The 18,553-nt window shown below is 61.6% G+C and carries 19 protein-coding genes; 5 read left to right on the plus strand and 14 right to left on the minus strand.

The features are described from left to right. Positions 1-115: 115 nt before the first annotated feature. The 4 genes from BLS51_RS19805 to BLS51_RS19820 all read right to left on the minus strand — a co-directional run bounded on the left by BLS51_RS19805 (position 116) and on the right by BLS51_RS19820 (position 5,667). Entirely contained in the window at positions 116-2,746 is a 2,631-nt protein-coding gene (locus BLS51_RS19805; RefSeq protein WP_090187010.1) for a DNA topoisomerase III, read from the minus strand. A 186-nt stretch (positions 2,747-2,932) separates the two neighbouring features. Then, entirely contained in the window at positions 2,933-3,397 is a 465-nt protein-coding gene (locus BLS51_RS19810; protein WP_090187013.1) for a Smg family protein, read from the minus strand. 51 nt (positions 3,398-3,448) lie between these two features. Next, positions 3,449-4,567, minus strand: a complete 1,119-nt coding sequence (gene dprA / locus BLS51_RS19815; RefSeq protein WP_090187016.1) for a DNA-processing protein DprA — start codon at positions 4,565-4,567, stop codon at positions 3,449-3,451. Positions 4,568-4,575: 8 nt separating this feature from the next. After that, positions 4,576-5,667, minus strand: coding sequence for a LysM peptidoglycan-binding domain-containing protein (locus BLS51_RS19820; RefSeq protein WP_090187020.1), 1,092 nt, complete (start codon positions 5,665-5,667; stop codon positions 4,576-4,578). A 168-nt stretch (positions 5,668-5,835) separates the two neighbouring features. On the opposite strand from BLS51_RS19820, the gene def reads away from it, so the two are divergent. Both def and fmt read left to right on the plus strand, forming a co-directional pair. Beyond that, positions 5,836-6,378 (plus strand): peptide deformylase, encoded by a 543-nt coding sequence (def, locus tag BLS51_RS19825; RefSeq protein ID WP_090187024.1) that lies wholly within the window; start codon positions 5,836-5,838, stop codon positions 6,376-6,378. Positions 6,379-6,392: 14 nt separating this feature from the next. Next, positions 6,393-7,343 (plus strand): methionyl-tRNA formyltransferase, encoded by a 951-nt coding sequence (gene fmt, locus BLS51_RS19830; protein WP_090187027.1) that lies wholly within the window; start codon positions 6,393-6,395, stop codon positions 7,341-7,343. Here fmt and BLS51_RS19835 read toward each other — a convergent pair whose 3' ends face one another. Further along, on the minus strand, positions 7,344-7,724 hold the full coding sequence (locus BLS51_RS19835; RefSeq protein ID WP_090187031.1) for a MerR family transcriptional regulator: 381 nt from the start codon (positions 7,722-7,724) through the stop codon (positions 7,344-7,346). A 94-nt stretch (positions 7,725-7,818) separates the two neighbouring features. On the opposite strand from BLS51_RS19835, the gene BLS51_RS19840 reads away from it, so the two are divergent. Continuing rightward, on the plus strand, positions 7,819-8,457 hold the full coding sequence (locus BLS51_RS19840) for an NAD(P)H-dependent oxidoreductase (protein ID WP_090187034.1): 639 nt from the start codon (positions 7,819-7,821) through the stop codon (positions 8,455-8,457). Here the strand turns inward: BLS51_RS19840 and BLS51_RS19845 are convergent. Continuing rightward, on the minus strand, positions 8,454-9,350 hold the full coding sequence (locus BLS51_RS19845; RefSeq protein WP_229207650.1) for a DUF2145 domain-containing protein: 897 nt from the start codon (positions 9,348-9,350) through the stop codon (positions 8,454-8,456). The genes BLS51_RS19840 and BLS51_RS19845 overlap by 4 nt on opposite strands. Next, positions 9,347-9,802: a hypothetical protein gene (locus tag BLS51_RS19850; RefSeq protein WP_090187041.1), complete on the minus strand. Its 456-nt coding sequence runs from the start codon at positions 9,800-9,802 to the stop codon at positions 9,347-9,349. The genes BLS51_RS19845 and BLS51_RS19850 overlap by 4 nt, the downstream gene beginning before the upstream one ends. A gap of 47 nt (positions 9,803-9,849) precedes the next feature. On the opposite strand from BLS51_RS19850, the gene BLS51_RS19855 reads away from it, so the two are divergent. Next, the gene (locus tag BLS51_RS19855) at positions 9,850-10,440 is read left to right on the plus strand and encodes a 2-hydroxychromene-2-carboxylate isomerase (protein ID WP_090187044.1); all 591 of its coding nucleotides are present in this window, start codon (positions 9,850-9,852) and stop codon (positions 10,438-10,440) included. Here the strand turns inward: BLS51_RS19855 and BLS51_RS19860 are convergent. Both BLS51_RS19860 and BLS51_RS19865 read right to left on the minus strand, forming a co-directional pair. Continuing rightward, positions 10,405-10,644, minus strand: a complete 240-nt coding sequence (locus BLS51_RS19860; protein WP_090187048.1) for a hypothetical protein — start codon at positions 10,642-10,644, stop codon at positions 10,405-10,407. The genes BLS51_RS19855 and BLS51_RS19860 overlap by 36 nt on opposite strands. Next, positions 10,628-10,900 carry a BrnT family toxin gene (locus BLS51_RS19865; protein ID WP_090187051.1) on the minus strand — a complete coding sequence of 91 codons (273 nt, stop codon included), beginning with the start codon at positions 10,898-10,900 and terminating at the stop codon, positions 10,628-10,630. Before BLS51_RS19865 ends, BLS51_RS19860 begins: the two co-directional genes overlap by 17 nt. Positions 10,901-11,115: 215 nt before the next feature. Between BLS51_RS19865 and metH the strand changes: the two genes are divergently transcribed. Next, entirely contained in the window at positions 11,116-14,877 is a 3,762-nt protein-coding gene (metH, locus tag BLS51_RS19870) for a methionine synthase (RefSeq protein ID WP_090187055.1), read from the plus strand. A 17-nt stretch (positions 14,878-14,894) separates the two neighbouring features. Here metH and BLS51_RS19875 read toward each other — a convergent pair whose 3' ends face one another. The 5 genes from BLS51_RS19875 to BLS51_RS19895 all read right to left on the minus strand — a co-directional run bounded on the left by BLS51_RS19875 (position 14,895) and on the right by BLS51_RS19895 (position 18,524). Then, the gene (locus BLS51_RS19875; RefSeq protein ID WP_090187059.1) at positions 14,895-16,175 is read right to left on the minus strand and encodes an EAL and HDOD domain-containing protein; all 1,281 of its coding nucleotides are present in this window, start codon (positions 16,173-16,175) and stop codon (positions 14,895-14,897) included. A gap of 42 nt (positions 16,176-16,217) precedes the next feature. Beyond that, positions 16,218-16,985, minus strand: a complete 768-nt coding sequence (locus BLS51_RS19880; protein WP_090187061.1) for a class II glutamine amidotransferase — start codon at positions 16,983-16,985, stop codon at positions 16,218-16,220. Between the two features lie 39 nt (positions 16,986-17,024). Further along, positions 17,025-17,282, minus strand: a complete 258-nt coding sequence (locus tag BLS51_RS19885; RefSeq protein ID WP_090187066.1) for a BTH_I0359 family protein — start codon at positions 17,280-17,282, stop codon at positions 17,025-17,027. Between the two features lie 100 nt (positions 17,283-17,382). Beyond that, complete coding sequence (locus BLS51_RS19890) at positions 17,383-17,802, minus strand: GTPase (protein WP_090187070.1); 420 nt, start codon at positions 17,800-17,802, stop codon at positions 17,383-17,385. Between the two features lie 2 nt (positions 17,803-17,804). Continuing rightward, complete coding sequence (locus BLS51_RS19895; protein ID WP_090187073.1) at positions 17,805-18,524, minus strand: response regulator; 720 nt, start codon at positions 18,522-18,524, stop codon at positions 17,805-17,807. Positions 18,525-18,553: the final 29 nt, after the last annotated feature.

Here is an 18,553-nt window from a genome sequence, read left to right on the forward strand (position 1 = left end):
TAGTTTAATGTCAGCGGATGACCTGGCTGTGACTGGGCGCTGCGGCACCAGAATAAAAAAACGGGACACCTGAGTGTCCCGTTCGTTTTAAGCAGCTTGTTTTAAGCAGCTTGTTTTAAGCAGCTTTCTTGGCTGCGACTTTTTTCGCCGCCGGTTTCTTGGCCGCCGGCTTTTTGACGGCTGCGGCTTTTTTCACTGGCGTTTTCTTCTCCTCCGCCGCGCCATCGTCAGCTGCGGCGGCTGCCTTGCCCTTGGCAGGCGCTTTGGCTTTGCGCTCTTCAAACTCGAAGCTGATCTTGCCGTCCTTGCCCTTCACCAGGAAGGCCTTGAACGGACGGCGCGTGCGCTGCGAGATGAAGCCTGGCAGCAGGTCGGTCTTGCCGTCGTTGAGCAGCTTGGCCATCTGTTCCGGCAGGATTTCCTGTTGCAGGATGATGCGGCCGCTGCGGAAATCGCAAGTCTTCGGCTTGGCCACGCTGTGTTCGCAAACATAGGCCAGGCCCATTTCGTACACGCCACCATTGCACTTCGGGCAAGGGCCCAGCGCGGTCTGGCCGGTGAAGTCGACTGGCTCCGAATCCTCGGAATCATCATTCTGGCCGAAATCGAACTCCAGCTTGTAGTTCTTGATTTCCTCATCCTTGGAAATACGCAGGATGGCGGCGAACGGACGGCCCATCTTCGAGCGGAAACCTTGCAGCGGACCAATGGTGCGGTCGCGCAGCAGCTGTTCCACTTCGTCGATTTCAAACTGGCGGCCACCCGGCGTTTTGCTCATCGAGAAATCGCATTTGGTGCAGGCGAAGCGGCGATAGTTTTCCTTCACCACGCTGCCGCAGTTCGGGCATGGGGCGGTCAGCGTCGCGTAGTCGCCCGGGATCGTGTCGTTGTTGTATTCCTTGGCGCGCTTGACGATCACTTGCGTCATCTGCGCGATTTCGCGCATGAATTCGTCACGCGAGATCTTGCCCTTCTCCATCTGCGACAGCTTGTATTCCCACTCGCCGGTCAGCTCGGGCGCGGTCAGTTCGTTGACGCCCAGGCCCCGCAGCAGCGTCATCAGCTGGAACGCCTTGGCGGTCGGCATCAGCTCGCGGCCTTCGCGCAGCAGATACTTTTCAGAGATCAGGCCCTCGATGGTGGCGGCGCGCGTCGCTGGCGTGCCCAGGCCCTTGCCGGCCATGGCGTCGCGCAGTTCGTCGTCCTCGACCAGCTTGCCGGCGCCTTCCATGGCGGACAGCAGCGTCGCCTCGGTGTAGCGCGCAGGCGGCTTGGTCACCAGGCCGTTGGCGTCGACCTTGTCGGTCAGCACCTTCTCGCCCTTGGCGACCGGCACCAGGCTCTTGTTGTTGCCTTCTTTTTCCTTGTCGTCGCCGTCGGCTTCCTTGCCGTAGATCGCCAGCCAGCCCGGATTGGTCATGACCTTGCCTTCAGTCTTGAAGGTATGGCCCGATACTTCGGTAAAGCGGGTGGTGACCTGGAACTCGGCGGCCGGGAAGAACACCGCCATGAAGCGGCGTGTCACCAGGTCGTACAGTTTCTGCTCCGGCTCGGACAAATTCTTCGGTGCGATCGGCGTCGGGATGATCGCAAAGTGATCCGAGATCTTGCTGTTGTCGAAGATGCGCTTGTTCGGCTTGACCCAGCCCTTGTCCAGGATCTGCTTGGCGAACTGGTGATAGTTATTGTTCTCTTTCACCGAGTCCAGCGTCTGCTTGACGGTGTCCAGATAGTCTTCCGGCAAGTGGCGCGAATCGGTACGCGGGTAAGTCAGCACCTTGTGCTTTTCGTACAGTGCCTGCGCCAGGCCCAGCGTATTCTTGGCCGAGAAGCCGAAGCGCGAGTTGGCCTCACGCTGCAGGCTGGTCAGGTCGAACAGTCCCGGCGCCATCGAGGTGGTCGGCTTGGATTCTTCGCTGACGTTGCCTTGCTTGCCGCGCACGGCCACAGCGATGGAGTCGGCCGCAGCCTTGCTCCACAGGCGTTCGGCACGCTTCTCGGGATCGTTCTCGTCCTTCTTGAACTTGGTGTCCAGCCAGCGGCCTTCGTAGACGCCGGCGGCGCAGACGAATTCTGCGCGTACTTCCCAGAAGTCGCGCGAAACGAATTTCTTGATCTTTTCTTCGCGTTCGACCACGATCGACAAGGTCGGCGTCTGCACGCGGCCGACGGTGGTCAGGTAGAAGCCGCCCTCTTTCGAGTTGAAGGCGGTCATGGCGCGGGTGCCGTTGATGCCGATCAGCCAGTCGGCTTCCGAGCGGCAACGGGCGGCGTCGGCCAGCGGCATCATGTCGTCGTCGCTGCGCAGGTGCGAGAAGCCGTCGCGGATCGCGGCCGGCGTCATCGATTGCAGCCACAAACGCTTGACCGGCTGCTTGGCCTTGGCGTTCTGCGCGATCAGGCGGAAGATCAGTTCTCCTTCGCGGCCCGCGTCACATGCGTTAATCAGGGTGGTGACATCTTTACGCTTGATCAGCTTGTTCAGCACCTTGAGGCGCGCTTCGGTCTTGGCGATCGGATTCAGCGCGAAGTACGGCGGTATCATTGGCAGGTGGGCGAAGCTCCATTTGCCGCGCTTGACGTCGTGTTCTTCCGGGACGGCGATTTCCAGCAGGTGACCGACGGCGGAGGACAACACGTACTCGTCGGATTCAAAGTACTCATCGTGCTTGGTAAAGCCGCCCAGCGTCTTCGCGATATCGTTCGCGACAGATGGCTTCTCGGCGATGATGAGGGTTTTGCTCATATTTTAGTATCTCGTTTGTAACACTTTGAGGAGGGCAGATGCGCATCATACATGGATAGCGCAGCAGTCTGCACGTTTCTGTCACAGTCTTGTCAAAGCGCAAATAATAAGCGGATTGCCTGGCGTACCGCAAGCACACGCCGATTATGGCGTGATTTGTTGCCAAAGAGGAATATCTTTAGAGGCTTAATGCAACAGGCGGGGAGCCTGGTCTTCGTCCGAACCAAACAGGTCATCGAACATCAGCGCGTCCGGTTCCTTGCCTTGGCTCCACAGCAACATCAGCACGATGACCTTCAGCTTGCCCAGCGACACTGGCATTTCTTCCAGCGCCAACGCGCGCTCGATGACGATCTCGCGTTGCAGCGGCGACAACACCTTGGCCGATTCGAGGAACTGGATGAAACCAATGGCGGCGGCGCCCAGCGCGTCCTGCTCTTCTTCCACGTAGAAGCGGGTGCCGGTAGAGGATGCGGTCAGCGCCTGTTCCTCGCCAGCGATGGCGGTCAGGTCGGTCAGCCAGACCAGCGCTTCGGAGATCTCGACGTCGTCAAAACCGACAGCCGACAGCTTCTTGGCCAATGCGGCCGGTTCCGGGCAGGCATCGGGACGGTAATAAGTCTCGTAGAGATAAACAAGGACGTCGAACATGGCTCTACTCTATCAGTTAAAACGAATTCGATACAAGTACGGTGCTGCGGTTCAACCACGCAGCCGCTGGAACATGCCACCTGGCAAACGTTCCAGCAGTCCGGCAAGTTCCAGCGCCAATAATTGCCCCTGCAACTCGCCGGGGGCTTGTCCAAGATGCAAGGCCAGCACATCGGCCTGGACCGGGTCCTCGCCCATGGCCTCCAGCACGCGGTCGACAAAACTGTCGTCCGGTGCAGTGCGGGCGCCGGCTTCACCATCGGCCAGCATTTGCATGGCTTGCAATACATCGGCGGCGCTTTCCACCAGCTTGGCGCCTTCGCGTATCAGCTGGTGGCAGCCTTTCGACAGTGTCGCATGAATGGAGCCGGGGACGGCGTACACATCGCGTCCCTGCTCCAGCGCCAGCCTGGCGGTAATCAGCGAGCCGGATTTGGCTGCCGCCTCCACCACGAGCACGCCGCGCGCCAGCCCGCTGATGATGCGGTTGCGGCGCGGAAAGTTGTCGCGCGACGGCGGCGCGCCGAGCGCATACTCGCTGACCAGGCAACCTTCGTCGGCGATGCGGCGCGCCAGTGCACCGTTGCGGGCGGGATAAATGCGGTCGATGCCGGTGCCAAGCACGGCGATGGTGCCGCCGGGGCCGTCCAGGCCGCCGGCATGCGCGGCCGCGTCGATGCCCAGCGCCAGGCCGGAAACAATGGTCAGGCCGGCGTCCGACAGCGCCTGCGCCAGGTGCCCGGCGTTCAGCACGCCCTGGCGGCTGGCGTTGCGCGAACCGACCACGGCCACCGAACGCTGGTGCAGCAGCGCCGCGCGCCCTTTGACGTACAACAGCAAGGGCGCGCCGGTGGTATTGCGCAGGTATTCAGGATATGCGGCGTCGCCCCATGCCAGCAGGCGGTTGCCGGGCTGTTGCTGCCACGCCTGCACGGCGTCCAGTTCCGCTTCCAGCCGGGTGGTCGGCGCGGCCAGCAGCGCATCGGCCTGGCGCGGCCGGGCCACGGCCAGCAGCTGTTCGCGGCTGGCGGCAAAGATCGCCGCTGGCGTGCCAAATTCCAGCAGCAGCGCGTGCGCCGTCAGCAGGCCGACGCCGTCGGTCTGCTGCAGACGCAGCCAGCCTGCCAGCACTGGCCGGGTCACTTCGATGGGGATATCCGTGGCTTGCACGGCGCGGCTTACTCCGGGGACTTGGCGACGTCGCCCACTTCCACCGGCGCTGTCACCTGCATGATCAAGCCATAGGAAATATGCTTGAACGTGCGGAAGATAAACAAGCTGCCGACTTCCTCGTCCGGCAGCTTGACCTGCTGCGCGCGCCCGAACCAGCTTTTTTGTGCCGTGGAATCGCTCACAGTTCTTCCTGCATGGTACAGCTGCAAAACGGCGCCGATATCGAGTCCGTCAAGCTTTCCGCGATTAATGCTGACGATCTGATTCTGGCCGGCGTGCGTAACGCCACCATAAATCGCCACCACCCGCGCCTCGACCGGCTGCGCCGGCGGATGCGGCGCGTAATTCTGCATCGGCGCCGGCGGCACGGCGCGCAACTGGTCGCCCTTGCCCATTTCCTGCGCGGCGCTAGCGACGGTAAAGGTATGCACGTCGCTGCCGCCCTTGGCTTCCGCCTGCAACTTGAGCGTGCCCAGATAAAACGCCTCGTGGCCGATGACTTGCCTGGTGACAGGGTCCTTTAGCGGCGCGCCCGGACGGAACACCTGGAACGAGGTGTTGCCACCCAGCTCGCCGCGCACATAGGCCTTGTCGCCCTTGCCGAGGAACACGCGGCCTTCCTGCGTGGCGAAGATGCGCGGCGCGCCTTTCAGTTCGTCATCCTCGATAATCAGCGGCTGGGTCAGGAAAGGCTCGATGACGCCCGGCGGTATCGACGGCACGGCGTCCTTGCCCAGCGCTTCGGTGCGCACGCGCGGCGTCAGTTTCTGCGTCGAGGGATTATTCAGGCCTGGCGACAATTGCTGTCCCAGCCGCAGGCGTCCGGCAGCGCGGTCGAACCAGATCACCTGGCCCGGATAGATCCAGTGCGGATTGGCGATTTCGTCGCGGTTCATGCCCCACACGGTCGGCCAGCACCAGGGTTTGCGCAGGAAGGTGCGGGCGATATCCCACAGCGTATCGCCCTTGACGACCACGTGCTGGTCCGGCGCATCGGGCCGGAATTCGCACACCGGAGCGGCCGATGCGGCCAGCGGGACGGCCACAAACAAGACTGCCCATGCTAAGCGGGTACTGACTGTGCTAAAATTTTTCATAATAGATCCAGTAAGTGCGCCGCAAGCCCACGGCAGCCGAGCAGTAAAGCTTGCCAAATTGAATCAAATTCTGCCCACAAACCCCTGAACTAGCAAGCGAAACCGCGCTACCGAACCGGCGCGGTTGTTGCATTGGCGGGGCAAACATACAGTTTTCACAAAGTTATCATGGCTATCTTAAATATTCTGCGTTACCCGGACCCGCGTTTGCACAAAGTTGCCGCGCCAGTCACCGTATTCGACGAGCGTCTGGCACAACTGGTCGCCGACATGGCTGAAACCATGTACGACGCGCCGGGCGTCGGTCTGGCCGCGTCCCAGGTGGATGTGCACGAACAAGTGGTGGTCATCGACATTACCGAGGACAAGAGCGCGCTGGTTGCCTACATCAATCCGGAAATCCTCTGGGCCAGCGACGACAGGCAAGTCTACGATGAAGGTTGCCTGTCGGTGCCTGGCATCTACGACGGCGTCGAGCGTCCGTCCAAAGTCAAGGTGCGCGCCTACGACGTCAAGGGCCAGCCGTTTGAAGTGGACGCCGACGGCCTGCTAGCCGTGTGCATCCAGCACGAGATGGATCACCTGAAAGGCAAGGTGTTTGTTGAATACCTGTCGCCGCTGAAGCGCAACCGCATCAAGGCCAAGCTGCAGAAGGAAGAACGCGGCATGCAGCGCGAAGCCCAACTGCGCGCCCAGGGTCGCCGCTACTGATCGCCGGCGCCGCCATGAAAGTCATCTTCGCCGGAACGCCGGAATTTGCCGCCGTGGCCCTGCAATCGCTGCACGAGGCCGGCTTTGAAATCCCGCTGGTGCTGACCCAGCCGGACCGCCCTGCCGGCCGTGGCATGCAATTGCAGCCATCGGCGGTGAAACAATACGCGGTAGCGCAAGGCATCGAGGTGCTGCAACCGCTGTCGCTGCGCATGGACAGCAAAGACCCGCAACGCGCCGAGGAAGCCAAGGCCGCGCACCAGCGCCTGCTGTCGACGCCTTACGATGTGATGGTGGTGGCAGCCTACGGCCTGATCCTGCCGCGCAGCACGCTGGACATCAAACCCTGCCTGAACATCCACGGTTCGCTGCTGCCGCGCTGGCGCGGCGCCGCGCCGATCCACCGCGCGATTGAAGCCGGCGACAGCGAAACCGGCATCACCATCATGGAGATGGAAGAAGGCCTGGATACCGGCCCGATGCTGCTGATCGAGAAGGTGGCGATCGAGGACAGCGACACCACCGGCAGCCTGCACGACAAGCTGGCCGCGCTCGGCGGCAAGATGATTGTCGAAGCGCTGCAGAAGTACCAGCACAATCAGCTGGAAGCAGTGGTGCAGCCGGAAGAAGGCGTCAACTACGCCAGCAAGATCAGCAAGGAAGAAGCCGCGCTCGACTTCACGCAATCAGCACTCGACATCGCCCGCAAGATCCGCGCCTTCAATCCCTTCCCGGGCGCGCATGGTACGGTCAACGAGGTGGTAGTCAAGCTGTGGGGCGCGGAAGTGGTGGATGGCAGCGGCCCGGCGGGCAAGGTGCTGTCGGCCGATGCGCAGCATGGCATCGTGGTGGCCTGCGGCAGCGGTGCGCTGCGTCTGACCTCGCTGCAAAAACCGGGCGGCAAGCGCCTGCCTGCGGCCGAGTTCATCAAGGGCTTCCCGCTCGAAGGCCAGTCCTTCGCGTAATCAGTTCACCGCCAGCTTGTCGCGGCACGGATCGCCGGTCCGGTAGCCGCCCAGGTTGGCGCGCAATATCAGCAGCGACTGGCGGCGTTGTTCGAGCGCCGCCTGCTGTTCCTCTATCTCGCGCAAGAGGATGGCCGACTGGCGCATGGTCTTCTCCACCGAGCACTTGCCGTTTTCATCCAGCATGTCGCGTATCACCTCCAGCGTAAAGCCGAGTTTCTTCGCGCCCTGAATCAGCTTCAGGCGGTCCGGCGCATTGCTGGCGTACTGGCGATAGCCCGACGCCGTGCGCGAGACTGGCGCCAGCAGTCCCTGCTCCTCATAAAAACGGATTGCCGAGGCAGCAATGCCTGACTTTCGGGAGAGTTCACCGATTTTCATTTTTTGCTTGACCCTCAAGTTGACTTGAAACTTATTATAAGATGGTCCGCCCGAGCCTGCTCGCAGAGGCGTTATTACCAATAGGAGTATCGATATGACCGACGTAATTCAACACCTGAACTGGCGCTATGCGACCAAAAGCTTTGACGCTTCGAAAAAGCTGGACGACGAAAAACTGAACCGCATCCTGGAAGCGATCCGCCTCGCGCCTACCTCCAGCGGCCTGCAACCGTTTGAGGTATTCGTCGTGAAAAACCCTGAGCTGCGCGCCAAGATTCGCGAAGTGGCGTGGAACCAGTCGCAGGTAACCGATGCCTCGCACCTGCTGGTGTTCGCAGCATGGGACAACATCACGCCGGAACGCATCGACTCGATGTTCGATTACACCAATGAAGTGCGCGGCTTCAAGAACGAAGGCTGGGAAGCCTACCGCAAGCAGCTGCAAGGCATCGTGGCCGCGCGCGGCGACGTCGCCAACTTTGACGCCGCCGCCCGTCAGGCCTACATCGGCCTGGGCGTGGCGCTGGTGGCTGCCGCTGCCGAAGGCGTCGACAGCACGCCGATGGAAGGCTTCGACCCGGCCGCCGTCGACCAGATCCTGTCGCTGCAAGAGCGCAAGCTGCGCAGCGTGGTGATCCTGCCGCTGGGCTACCGCAAACCGGACAGCGACTGGCTGGTCAACCTGAAGAAGGTGCGCCGTCCACGCGAGCAGTTCATCACTGAGCTGAACTAATCGCGCAGCGGAATGACGCGGTCGCCGTCGGCTGGCTTGCAGCCTTCGGCGATCGGCGTCCAGCCGCGATGGATGACGATCTGTTGTTCATCGTGGCATAGCTCGACGCGCGCGCTTTGCGGAAAGCGGGCGCGCACAAAATCCTCTATCGTGGTCGGCAGGCTGACATGCAGCTTGAGCGCGGCCCGGTCCGCATCCGGATGATCGTTCAGGTGCACCAGCGGCACGAAGTACGACGCCAGCATCCACCAGCGCGAGCCGACATCGACCGGCTGCGGCGCATAGTGTTCCTCGCGCAGCCAGCGTTGCGCGCGCTCCCGTAAATCCTCGCCATCCGGCAGGTCGCCCCAGCCGGCCGCCAGCATCTCCACCAGCCATTGATTGCAGTTCTGGTAGCGCAGGCTGTAGGGATAGGCATTGGCGCTGTATTGCGCCGCCAACAGGTGCAGCGCGCGCTGCGTATCGAGCAAGGCCGGGCGCAACGCCAGCACCGCTTGCGGCGGCAGGCGCACGATGCTCAGGTAGCCGATCTTCGGCGAGTCGGTGCCCATGGCAAAACCGGCCAGGCCCTGGTCGTAGATGCGCGGATAGCCCTCGTCACAGGCATAGTAAAGCTGGCGCGCCGCCCACAGGCCTTCATCCGAGCGCCAGGCCAGCGCTGCGTGCGAATAGCGGATGTTGAAGCGCGACAGATCGAGGCCGGAGCGGCTGACCAGCGCTACGCTCTCTTCGCTGGCCGCCAGCTCCTCGCGCAGCACGGCGGCAAAGCGCAGCAGGCGATCCTGCTCCACCGCCGTCAGCTCCTGCGAACGGTCGCAAAAGCGCGAGGAAGAAGCTTGCGCCGCGCCTGCCGCAAGCAGCAGGCCCAATGCCAGCGCGCGGAATAACTTCAAAGGCTTAAAGGACGCGTAGCCAGTTCGCCATACCATTCATCGGCCAGCACCAGGTAGAACGGCTGGCGATTGTCGGCGCGGCCGAACTCGACGCCGTAGACGCGGTTGTGCGCATACATCGCATCGCCCAGCGCCAGCTGCTGCTGGTCGAACGTGGCTTGCGGCAGGTCCAGCACCACGCGCTGTTGCGCATCGTCGGTTTGCATGGTGATGCGCGCGCGGCCTTCGCGGCCCGGTGTGGCGGCAATGTCGATGATGCGGTAATCCGCGTCGGCCACCTTGTTGCCCTTGTTGGAGCTATTGCTGGAACCGGCCAGCGAATCGGACACGCTGCCGCTCGACGCCGAGCCGGCGCTGGAGGCCGACGACACAAAGCTATCCGCATGGCTGTTCAGCGACACCGCCAGCACGCCAATGGCGCACATCCAGCGCATGGTCAAAGTGATATTCATCTACACTTCCTCAACTGGGCAAATAAAACAGTATAAAGGAGAGCGTGATGTCTGCATCTGAAATCATCTGCTGGTTTGATTTTGCCAGCAACTATAGCTACCTGAGCGTGCTTCGGCTGGCGCGGCAGAAGGAAGTCATGGTCCATTGGCGGCCGTTTCTGCTGGGGCCGATATTCAAGGAACAGGGCTGGGACAATTCGCCGTTCGTGCTGCAAAAGGACAAAGGCGCTTACGTCTGGCAAGACATGCCGCGCGAATGTGCCAAGTATCAGTTGCCATGGCGGCAGCCTTCCGAGTTCCCGCGCCGCTCGCTATTGGCGGCGCGTGTGGCCTTGCTGGGCGAGCATCAGCCGTGGATGGCGGAATTCTGCGCCCGCGTCATGCTGGCCAACTTCGAGCACGACAAGGATATCGGCAGCGAAGACGTGATCGCCGCCATCCTCACCGGCATCGGCCTCGACGCCAGCGCGCTGCTGGCGGCCGCACAATCCGATGACAACAAAGCCCGCCTGCGGGCACGCAACGACGAAGCCCGCCAGCACCGCATCTTCGGCGCCCCCACCTTCTTCGTCGGCACGGAGATGTACTGGGGTAACGACCGCCTAGCCGATGCCCTGTCCCTCGCTGCCAGCTGCTGACTTGGCTTGCTGCTCTTGCATATAAGCACGCAGTATTTTGCTGATCAGATCAGAAGAAGCTGGAATATTGGCCTCAAACCATTCATAAACATCACGATCAATAACTACCGAGCCTTTCTGCACCCTTGGCCCTCGTTTCGTGGCGCGGGAAAAAAATTCATCCCCCAGCTCGGGGATGTCGCTAAAATCAATAGCCTCGTTCATATCGCTGCTCCTCTAATAACGATGCCTTCCGGGCGGAGATAATCCGAACCGTATGATCGTCCAACTGGACAAAAACAACTGCTATCAGCCGCTCTCCGACAAAACCTATTTCTATATAACGGTCTTCATTGAGCGAATGATCTGAATCAAAATAGCCGTAGGTTTGGGAGTCAAAAATTTTGGTCGCTTCTTTAAAACTAATACCGTGTTTAGCAATATTGCGTTGATTCTTGCTCTCGTCCCATTCGAAAAACATGGCCGCTCCATATCAGTATAGAGCGCGGGGTAGCGCGCACCATGAGATATTGCGCGCGGCATGGCAGCGGACCTTGCGGTGGGTCAGATAGACGAAACAGCAGATTGTTGCGGCGATGCCGCGCTTGGCTGAAGCTTGTTCAGCTATGCCGTATAATCTTAGACCGCCCTTTTGGTACGAGATAGCAAATGAATAACTCCGTTTCCCGCCCCGTCATGTCCAAGACCGATGCCCAGCTGCGCGAGATTCTCGCCCGCCGCATCATGATTCTCGACGGCGCGATGGGCACCATCATCCAGCAGTACAAGCTGGATGAAACCGCGTATCGCGGTGGCCCCAACGGTGCATTCATCGACTTCGCCGCGCCAGCGAATTCCGGTGCGCGCGAGCTGTTCGTCAAGGGGAATAACGAGCTGCTGACGCTGACCCAGCCGCACATCATCCAGGAAATCCACGAGCGCTACCTGGCGGGTGGCGCCGACCTGATCGAAACCAACACCTTCGGCGCTACCTGGATCGCGCAGGACGATTACTACATGGGCCACCTGGCCTATGAGATGAACGTGCAGGCGGCCAAGCTGGCGCGCGCCGCCACCGCCAAGTACAGCACGCCGGACAAGCCGCGCTTCGTCGCCGGCGCCCTCGGCCCGACGCCAAAGACCGCGTCGATCTCGCCCGACGTCAACGACCCGGCTGCGCGCAACATCACCTTCGACCAGCTGGTGGACGCCTACTATGAACAGACCAAGGGCCTGATCGAAGGCGGCGTCGACCTGCTGCTGGTGGAAACCATCTTCGACACGCTGAACTGCAAGGCCGCGCTGTTCGCGATCGACAAATTCTACGCCGACCATCCGGCGCAGGAACACCTGCCGCTGATGATCTCCGGCACCGTCACCGATGCTTCCGGCCGCATCCTGTCCGGCCAGACCGTGCCGGCTTTCTGGAACTCTGTGCGCCACGCCAAGCCGCTGACCATCGGCCTGAATTGCGCGCTGGGCGCGGCGCTGATGCGTCCTTACGCTGAAGAGCTGTCGCAGATCGCCGATACCTATGTCTGCATCTACCCGAACGCCGGCCTGCCCAACCCGATGAGCGACACCGGCTTCGACGAACTGCCGGCCGACACCTCGGCGCTGCTGAAAGAATTTGCCGAAGCAGGCTTCATCAACGTCGCCGGCGGCTGCTGCGGCACCACGCCCGACCACATCCAGGCCATTGGCGACATCCTGTCGACTGTGCAACCGCGCAGCGTGCCGCAAGTGCCGGTGGCGCAGCGGCTGTCCGGCCTGGAGCCGTTCACCATCGACGATAGCTCGCTGTTCGTCAACGTTGGCGAGCGCACCAACGTCACTGGCTCGAAAGCCTTCGCGCGCATGATCCTCAACGAGCAGTATGACGAGGCGCTGAGCGTCGCCCGTCAGCAGGTGGAGAACGGCGCGCAGGTCATCGACATCAATATGGACGAGGCAATGCTGGACTCGCAAGCCGCGATGACCCGCTTCCTCAACCTGATTGCCTCCGAACCGGACATCTCACGTGTGCCGATCATGATCGACTCGTCGAAATGGTCGGTCATCGAAGCAGGCCTGAAATGCGTGCAGGGCAAATCCATCGTCAACTCCATCTCGATGAAGGAAGGCGAGGAAGAATTCATCCGCCAGGCCAGGCTGTGCCTGAGCTACGGCGCCGCTGTCATCGTCATGGCCTTCGACGAAACCGGCCAGGCCGACACCTACGAACGCAAGATCGAAATCTGCGGCCGTGCCTACAAGGTACTGACCGAAAAAGTCGGCTTCCCGCCGGAAGACATCATCTTCGATCCGAACATCTTCGCGGTCGCCACCGGCATCGAGGAACACAACAACTACGCGGTGGACTTCATCAACGCCACCCGCTGGATCAAGGACAACCTGCCGCACGCGAAAATCTCCGGTGGTGTGTCCAACGTCTCGTTCTCCTTCCGCGGCAACGACCCGGCGCGTGAAGCGATTCACACCGTGTTCCTGTACCACGCCATCAAGGCCGGCATGACCATGGGCATCGTCAACGCCGGCATGGTCGGCGTCTACGACGACCTGCCGGCCGAGCTGCGCGAGCGCGTCGAAGATGTGGTGCTGAATCGCCGTGAAGACGCCACCGAACGCATGATTGAAATCGCCGGTACGCTGAAGGCCGGCGCCGGCAAGCAGGATGCCGCCAATCTGGAATGGCGCAACGCGCCGGTCGAGAAGCGCCTGGCGCACGCGCTGGTGCATGGCATCACGCAATGGATCACCGAAGACACCGAAGAGATGCGCGCTGCCGTTTTCGCGCGCGGCGGCCGCCCGATCCACGTCATCGAAGGCCCGCTGATGGATGGCATGAACATCGTCGGCGACCTGTTCGGCCAGGGCAAGATGTTCCTGCCACAGGTGGTGAAATCGGCGCGCGTGATGAAGCAGGCGGTGGCCCACCTGATTCCGTACATCGAGGAAGAAAAGCTGGCGGAAGAAAAACGCACCGGCATCGTTGCAAAACCGAAGGGCAAGATCGTCATCGCCACCGTCAAGGGCGATGTGCACGACATCGGCAAGAACATCGTTTCGGTGGTCCTGCAATGTAATAACTTCGAAGTGGTCAACATGGGCGTGATGGTGCCCGCCTCCGAGATCCTGGCGCGCGCCAAGGTGGAGAACGCCGACATCATCGGCCTGTCCGGCCTGATCACGCCGTCGCTGGAAGAGATGGCCCACGTAGCCAAGGAAATGCAGCGCGACGAACACTTCCGCATGCTGAAGATTCCGCTGCTGATCGGCGGCGCCACCACCAGCCGCGCCCACACGGCGGTGAAGATCGCCCACAACTACGAAGGCCCGGTGGTGTATGTACCGGACGCTTCGCGCTCGGTATCGGTGGCGCAGTCGCTGCTGACGCCGGAATCACGCGAGCAGTACATCGACGAGCTGCAACAGGATTACGCGCGCATCCGCGAACAGCACGCCAACAAGAAAGCGCTGCCGATGCTGTCGCTGGCCGACGCCCGCGCCAACAAAATGAAACTGTCGTTCGCGCCGGTAAAGCCGAAGTTCATAGGCCGCCGCGAATTCAAGAATGTCGACCTGGGCACCATTGCCAGGTACATCGACTGGGGCCCGTTCTTCCAGACCTGGGACCTGGCCGGTCCCTTCCCTGCCATCCTGACCGACGAGGTGGTGGGCGAAGCGGCATCCAAGGTGTTTGAGGAAGGCCAGGCCATGCTGAAGAAGCTGATCGACGGCCGCTGGCTGACCGCCAACGGCGTTATCTCGCTGCTGCCGGCGAATACCGTCAACGACGACGATATCGAGGTCTATACCGACGATACGCGTTCGACCGTGGACTTCACCTACTACGGCCTGCGCCAGCAAGGCGTGAAGCCGGTGGTGGATGGCGTGCAGCGTCCGAACCAGTGCCTGGCTGACTTCATCGCGCCGAAGGACAGCGGCATCAAGGATTACATCGGCATGTTTGCGGTCACTTCCGGCCTGGGCATCGAGAAGCACGAGAAGCGCTTTGAAGATGCGCACGACGACTACTCGTCGATCATGCTGAAATCGCTGGCCGACCGCCTGGCCGAAGCGTTTGCCGAGTATCTGCACGAGCGCGTGCGTACCGACCTGTGGGGTTACCAGCCGACCGAGACGCTGAGCAATGCAGACCTGATCGCCGAGAAATACATCGGCATCCGTCCGGCGCCAGGCTATCCGGCCTGCCCGGAACATACCGTCAAGCGCGAAATGTTCAACACCATGCAGGCCGAAGAGATCGGCATGGAGCTGACCGATTCCTTTGCGATGTATCCAGGCGCAGCGGTATCGGGCTTCTACTTCGCCCATCCGGAATCGAAATACTTCGTGGTCGGCAAGATCGGCAACGACCAGCTGGACGACATGGTGGCGCGCCGGGGTGTGGCCAAAGAAGAACTGGAGCGCTGGCTGGCGCCTAACCTGTCCTGAGCCGGCGCCATGGTGGGCTACAAGGCGTAGCGCACCACGTTGTCGCTCCACTCGAAGGCGGCCATTTCCAGTTCCACCAGTTCGTCGGTGGACATGGCGAGGTCGCGCAGCGTCGGCACGATGTGGCTGTCCATGTCTTCGATGCGTTCGATGCACTCGACCAGCTTCAGCAGGTCGCCGTAGAAGCCGCCACGCTGCAGCAGCGCCTCGCGCACCTCGTCGCCGACCGGTATCTGTTCCAGGATCTCCGTCATCTGGATACCAAACAGTGTATCCATCAGCGACATGATGCCAACCGTGAAAGCGATATCGGCCACCTCGCGCTGGCTCTGGCGCAACTTGCCGGCCAGCAGTTCCAGCAGACGGCCACGGGTGGTGGCCAGCATCAACAGCGGCGTCATGCTGTGGCCGCGCTTGCTCGGTTCAGCGTACAGCATGATCTGCAGCCAGCGCTGCAACTGGCGGCGGCCGAGGATGGTTACCGCCTGGCTCAGCGAATCGATGCGCTGGCGTGCGCCGACTGCCGGCGTGTTCACCAGCCGCAGCAGGTTCAGCGCCAGCGACACGTCGCGCTTGATCGCGCGTTCGATGTCGGCGTTGTCGGCGTCGGAAGTAACCAGCGTCATCAGCTCCATCACCGCCAGCTGCGACGGCGACAGCTTCTTGCCGCTCATGATGACCGGCTTGGAGAAATAATAGCCCTGGAAGTAGTCAAACCCCAGGTCCAGGCAATTCTTGAATTCCTCGCGCGTTTCCACCTTTTCCGCCACCAGCTTTTTCTTTTCCTGGCGGAAGCGTGGCGCCAGCCTGGTCAGCGTGCTCAGCGGGATGTTGCGTACGTCCATCTTGACGTAATCGACCAGCGGCAGCAGCGCCTGCACCGCCTCGGTTTCGCCGGTCACGTCATCCAGCGCGAAGCTGAAGCCATGGCCGACCAGCTCGCGGATGCGCGCCACCACTTCCGGCGTCGCCGGCATGCTGTTGATGATCTCCAGCACCACCTTCTCGCGCGGCAGGAAGGAGAAGATGTCGCTCATGATGGCGCTGGCGTCAACGTTGACGAAGCCCAGCGCGTCGCCGATGGTTTTCTCCATGCCCAGCTGCGACGCATGGGCGATCACCGCCGCCGTCGCCGTCAGGTCGTTGGTGACGTGGGCCGGCCCGACCGGCGCATTACGGAACAGCAACTCATAGCCAAACAGCGCCTGGTTGCGGTCCAGAATGGGCTGGCGTCCCAGATAGAATTCGCGCACGCGCAGATTCTGCGGGCCGCGGTCGTGTAGGGTGAGATCGATCATCCTACTATTTTGACATCAATGCCTGGCTGTGTCGCTGAATTTTTAAGCGGTGGGGCAGCCGTCGATAAACAGCTTCAGTTCGCCCGGCAGAAAGGCAGTCCACTGCTCGTTGGTGGTCAGCGGCTGGGTGACAATGATGGCCACGCGGTCATTTGGCGTCGTTACCTGGGAGAAATCCACGCTGACGTCTTCATCGGATAGCTTGGCGGTGTCGAACGGATGCTGGCGCACCAGGTAGTAAAGATTGGTCGAGCAATGCGCGAACAACTCGCCGCCGGACGACAGCAACATATTGAAGGTGCCGTGCGTGGCGATCTCGTGCGCCAGCCCGCTCAGCACCGAGCGCAGCTCTTCCAGCGGCGGGCGCTGCTCGCCAAAGCGGGCGCGCAGCTGCTGCAGGATGTAGCAGAAGGCGCGTTCACTGTCGGTGGTGCCCACCGGGCGGAAAGCACCATTCAGCAGCGGCTGGAATTCCTTCAGGTCGCCGTTATGGGCGAACACCCAGTATTGCCCCCACAGCTCGCGCACGAACGGGTGGCAATTCTCCAGCATCACCTGGCCCTGTGTGGCTTTGCGGATGTGGGCGATGACATTGGTCGACTTGATCGGGTAGCGCTTGATCAGTTCGGCAATCGGCGAGGCGATGGCCGCCTGGTGATCGACGAAATGGCGCACGCCGGCGCCTTCGAAAAAGGCGATGCCCCAGCCGTCGTGGTGGGTATCGGTATGGCCGCCACGCATGGCGAAGCCGGTAAAGCTGAACACAATGTCGGTCGGGACATTGCAGTTCATTCCTAGAAGTTGGCACATGGCGTGATTATAACCACGCCATGTGCGGCCGGGCCGTATTTAATGCAGCAGCACCGGCTGGCTCATGATGGCGTCGTAGCTGCCCAAAAATTCATCGATCTCCGCCATGGTCGGTTCGCCGGCGATCAGTTCATTGACGTCGCGGCGGAAATGCTGCGCCAGCACGCCGGCGATGAAGATTTCGCGCTTGCCACCCTTGTCGACGATTTCATAGCCCCCGAAGCGCAGGGCCTCCAGGTTCCGGTCGACGCCGAATTCGACAACACTGTATTGCTCGCTGTTGTAGATGAGGTTCATTTTGCATCCTTTCTCAAGGGGCGAAACACCTTCGTTTCCGCCTTCAACCTCGATTTGGGGTCGAAAACGGGGCTTTTCAAGGCCAATCAGCGGGCTGGGGCTAGGCCGCGATGTTGTCTTGCAGTTCCAGCAAGTCCCCGTAGGGCGCCTCGGACAACCAGGAACGCAGCTGTTCCAAGTGCTCGGCGGAGGCCAGGCTGAGGTAGAGCCGCGCGGGGGGACGGCGCAGCACACGGTTTAATGTTACTCGCAAAATCAGATTACCGCTGCAATGCAGGCAGCCTGGAGCGATACGCAACACTTGCGGCAAGGTATCGTAGGGAAACGGACCATCCTCAGGGGCAAAGGATAAGGCGGAACCGCCATCCGACAAGCCCTCCAGAATGATGACGCTGCCCCCCTCCTTAGGCAGGTGGGCAGCAATGGCCGCCTCGCGCGCGCCGGCGCGGGGGCCGGTGACCAGCCAGACCGGCACCGGCGGCCGGTGATGGGCGGCGCCAGTGTCGGGGAAGCCAGCCACAATCAGGCGTTTTTCTTGGCCAGCTTGCCTGGCTCGACGCCCAGCTGTTTCAGCTTGCGGTACAAGTGGGTGCGCTCCAGGCCGGTTTTCTCGGCCACACGCGTCATGCTGCCGCCCTCACGGCCCAGATGGTGCTCGAAGTACATGCGCTCGAAGGCGTCGCGCGCTTCGCGCAGCGGCAGGTCGAACGACAGGCTGAAGCTGTGGTTGTCGCCAGCCACGGTGGCGCCGCCGCGCACGGTAATGCCGGCCACCGGATTTGGCGCAGCAAAGCTGATACCGCCCGGCACGCTTGGCGCTTCTTCCGGCTGGGCAATCGCCGGACGCGGCGCCAGCGCCGGCGCGCGCACGGTTTCCTGCGCGCGGGTCAAGCCGGCCTGCACCGCCTTCAGCAACTTTTGCAGCGCGATCGGTTTTTCCAGGAAATTCAGCGCACCGATGCGGGTCGCCTCGACTGCCGTATCGATCGTCGCATGGCCCGACATCATGATGACCGGCATGGTCAGCAGGCCATCGCGCTGCCATTCCTTGAGCAGCGTGACGCCATCGGTATCCGGCATCCAGATATCGAGCAGCACCAGGTCCGGCGCACCCTGGGCACGCGCCTCGCGTGCCTGCTGGGCGTTTTCCGCCAGTTGTATTGCATGTCCCTCGTCGCTCAAGATTTCCGAGAGCAACTCGCGGATACCCATTTCATCGTCAACTACCAGAATGTTTGCCATCTTCCCTTGTCCTCATTTCGCCGTCTTGA

The sequence above is a fragment of the Duganella sp. OV510 genome (assembly GCF_900100205.1).
In the GTDB taxonomy this organism is placed as follows: Bacteria; Pseudomonadota; Gammaproteobacteria; order Burkholderiales; family Burkholderiaceae_D; genus Rugamonas.